A 1,716-nucleotide genomic window follows, 5' to 3' on the forward strand; every position below is an offset into this window, starting at 1 on the left:
GCTCGGGGGGCTGGGCGGGGCGTCGGGGCGACGTGCTCGAAGCAGGTTCCTGTCTCCCGCAGCGGTTCCGCGGCTGTCCAGCCGTTGCGGAGTGCCGATGCGAAGTCGCCGTGGGGGTTTCACACTCATCGAGGTGGCGGTCGTCGTCGCCATCCTGTCCATTCTCCTCACCCTGTCCGTCATGGCGCTGGGCGTGCTGCCCGCGCAGGCGCGGATGTCCGGCGGGGTGCTGGAGCTGAACGCGGCGCTGTCCGCCGCTCGCGCGCACAGCCTGGGGCGCGGCGTGCGCACCGCGGTGCTCATCGACACCGCCGAGGGCTCCACCACGCTCGACGCGCGCGTGCGTCACTGGACGGTGGTGGACCCGTGGTTCCTCCTCGACGAGGCCATGACGGCGCGGCCGTCGTGGCGCACGCCGGAGGAGCTGCTGCCGCCGCTGCCGGCGCCGTCCGGCTCCGCCTTCCGCGTGCTGGCCACGGGGCAGTTCGGAGACGGGGTGCGCCTGGCGCCCTCGGGCTTCCGCTCGCTGGCGAGCCCGCCCATCCAGCCGGGCTGCATGGACCCGCGCACGCCCTCGGTGGAGCTGTCCTCGGGGACGGAGGAGGGCTCCTGGGCCTTCCCGCCGCCGTTCTGCCAGGTGCCCGATAACGCGCCCTGCACCTTCTGCTCGGCGTCCGGGGGCACGGTGCGCGGCGCCATCCTCTTCGAGCCGGACGGGCGCGTGGCGCTGCTCGACGCGCTCGGGCGCGAGGACGCGCGCGGCGCGGGCTCCATCGTCTTTGGCGGACACGAGGCCGGCGCCGACGTGCGCGCCCTGGTGCTGCTGGACACCGGCCTTTTCCGCGCCTTCACGCGCAACCCGTGAACGCCATGGCCCGCATGTCTCCGCGCCGGCGCGCCGCCGGCTTCACGCTCATCGAGGCGCTGATCGCCTCCATCGTCTTCCTGCTCGGCATGGCCGGGCTGCTGGGCGCCATCATCCAGGCGCGCACGGCCTCCGCCATCACCCGCCGTCACGTGAATGCCGTGGCCGTGGCGACGGACCTGGTGGCGCAGGTGCAGCTCTGGGCGTACGACGACCCGCGGCTGGTGCCCTCCGGCTCGCCCTGCGCGGAGGACCCCACGGACGCGGCCGGCCTGCTGCTGGACCCGAGCGCGCCCGGCCATGCCTCCTACGTCGCCTGCCTCCATGGCGAGGCGCAGCTGCGCTCCCGTCCGTGGGCGGGCCTGACGGAGGCGGACTTCCCCGTGGGCAGCGGCGCGTGGGACCGGTACCGGCGCTACTTCATCGTCCAGGAGGTGGACGCGAACGGGCTCCCGGTGTCTCCGGGCCAGGCGCACTCCGGCGCGCGGAAGGTCGTCTGGGTGCTGGTGACGTGGCACGAGGGTGCCACGGGGCGCCGCATCAGCAGCCAGGCCGTCAAGTTCAACCCGGTGGCGCTCACGGGTATCGGGGGAGGGCAGTGATGCGCGCTCGGCGGGGCTTCACGTTGATCGAGATGCTGATGGGCACGGCGGTGGCCATGCTCACCGTGACGACGGTGGCCGCGGCCTTCATCGCCCTCACCCGGAATGTCTACACGCAGGAGGGCATTCGCGGCGGGCAGGCCGGCATGCGGCAGGCACTGCATGACCTGACGCGGCAGCTGCGCATGGCGGGCTACGGCCTGGAGCCCGCGCATGCCTTCGGCCTGCCGCCAGGGTGGGCGCTGGCTA

General features: G+C 73.8%; 3 protein-coding genes. All 3 read left to right on the forward strand.

The annotated features are described in order from the left end of the window. The first annotated feature begins 97 nt into the window (after positions 1–97). Entirely contained in the window at positions 98–865 is a 768-nt protein-coding gene (locus tag HG543_RS53475; protein ID WP_169352651.1) for a pilus assembly FimT family protein, read from the forward strand. Positions 866–870: 5 nt separating this feature from the next. Next, positions 871–1,467, forward strand: a complete 597-nt coding sequence (locus tag HG543_RS53480) for a type IV pilus modification PilV family protein (protein WP_169352652.1) — start codon at positions 871–873, stop codon at positions 1,465–1,467. Then, the coding region (locus tag HG543_RS53485) for a PilW family protein (protein ID WP_169352653.1) at positions 1,467–1,716 on the forward strand (250 nt) is incomplete at its 3' end. The genes HG543_RS53480 and HG543_RS53485, both read left to right, overlap by 1 nt.

It is taken from the genome of Pyxidicoccus fallax (genome assembly GCF_012933655.1).
Lineage (GTDB): Bacteria > Myxococcota > Myxococcia > Myxococcales > Myxococcaceae > Myxococcus > Myxococcus fallax.

What these genes read in the sequence shown, in the direction of transcription:
- HG543_RS53475 (WP_169352651.1), top strand. Translation starts at nt 98, where the DNA reads ATGCGAAGTCGCCGTGGGGGTTTCACACTCATCGAGGTGGCGGTCGTC.
- HG543_RS53480 (WP_169352652.1), top strand. Translation starts at nt 871, where the DNA reads ATGGCCCGCATGTCTCCGCGCCGGCGCGCCGCCGGCTTCACGCTCATC.